General features: G+C 56.5%; 2 protein-coding genes. One reads left to right on the plus strand and one right to left on the minus strand.

Translation table 11 applies throughout. The annotated features are described in order from the left end of the window. Window positions 1-91 precede the first annotated feature (91 nt). A complete protein-coding gene (locus RCH10_RS27660) occupies window positions 92-547 on the minus strand; it encodes a transposase (RefSeq protein WP_409054849.1) in 456 nt (151 codons plus the stop codon). Window positions 548-762: 215 nt separating this feature from the next. On the opposite strand from RCH10_RS27660, the gene RCH10_RS27665 reads away from it, so the two are divergent. Next, on the plus strand, window positions 763-1,080 hold the full coding sequence (locus tag RCH10_RS27665) for a hypothetical protein (protein ID WP_409054850.1): 318 nt from the start codon (window positions 763-765) through the stop codon (window positions 1,078-1,080). Window positions 1,081-1,312: the final 232 nt, after the last annotated feature.

Here is a 1,312-nt window from a genome sequence, read left to right on the forward strand (position 1 = left end):
TGAGGCAAACTACTACCGGCAACTCGCCAGTCAAGCCACCACGGTGGCGGCCTGACTTAAACCAATCAGCCTCCACGAATCCCGGGGCGATTCAGTACGCAACCTCCGCACGCAGTCGCTCAACCTCTTCACGCAGCGCACTGTGCGAGCTCGGGCTGTCCGCGTCTGGTGGTTCTGGATTAGGGTTCTCTGCCTTCATGGGTCGCGCTTGCCTTCTGCTCTCGAGTGCTGCCACACCGCCTTCATCGAAGGCGCGCCGCCAGACAACGACTTGGTTCGGATTGCGAATATCGTAGATCGCGGCCACCTGGCGGCTCGAGAGCTGTTCACGATCCTGATGCGACAGTACCTGTAGCTTGAAATGCGCGGTGTAGGAGCCTCGTTTGGGCCGCAAGCCGGCAATTCCGTGCAACCGGTAGTGGCTGACCCAAGTGCGAATTTTCTCTTCGGGCACTGACCAGCGTCGTGCAAGCAACTTGGCACCGCCCTCGCCAGCTAGAAAGCTCTTAACCACTTTGAGCTTGAACTCTGTCTCGTACTTCTCCATGGGACCCCTTGAAGTTCGTCCAACTTCTGGGGGTCAGTTCAATCCCGGGGCGATTCACCGTCTTCATTCTCAATGGATTTTTCCCAGTGCAAGCAGCGGCGTTCGTTTGCGGTCCTATACCGTCAATTCCTTGAAATTCTAGATTCAAGCTTAACGATGGATCGTCGAAAACTAGCCGCATACACAAAGCCCGAACGTAGGGCGACGGCTAATCGTTGCAGCTTCTCAATAGCCAACGTGATGTTTCGGCGCGCCGAATGGGACTATATTTGTATAGCATGAGGACTGAATACCTGTATGTCCGGCGCATCCTTTGGAGCGGCAAATGGAAGCACCCGCGTTACCACTGCACTGAGGAGCACATCCTTTTTGAGCATCCCGAGGCGATACGCCTTGAAAGCACGCTGCGCATCCGCGACGTGCCGGAAACCGACGAGGAGATGCGGGCAATGGGGCGTGTCGCAACCCCGCAGTGGGGCGGTGCTGTCCCACGCCACGCGGACGGCACGATCAAGAAAATGTGGGAACGCTAAGGAGCAGCTATGCCTTACGAAAGCTTCTTAGACGCCGATGCCTTGAGGGGCGACCAAGTGGTAAGACTGCCAAGAGATCCGGATTAGGACCGAAGCGGCGATGGCGCGCTCGCTGAGCAATTTCATTGGACCGGTCTAACCGCTTGCGTGATTCGTTAGACATCTGAGCCGCTACCACAGCGGAATCTCTATCGCAGAAAGCTTCCAAAGAAATACTCCGTCGCGACGAAAG

It is taken from the genome of Variovorax sp. GrIS 2.14 (genome assembly GCF_046115955.1).
In the GTDB taxonomy this organism is placed as follows: Bacteria; Pseudomonadota; Gammaproteobacteria; order Burkholderiales; family Burkholderiaceae_C; genus Variovorax.

Excerpts from the sequence above, each read along its gene's own strand:
- RCH10_RS27660 (WP_409054849.1), bottom strand. The coding sequence starts at position 547 with ATGGAGAAGTACGAGACAGAGTTCAAGCTCAAAGTGGTTAAGAGCTTT.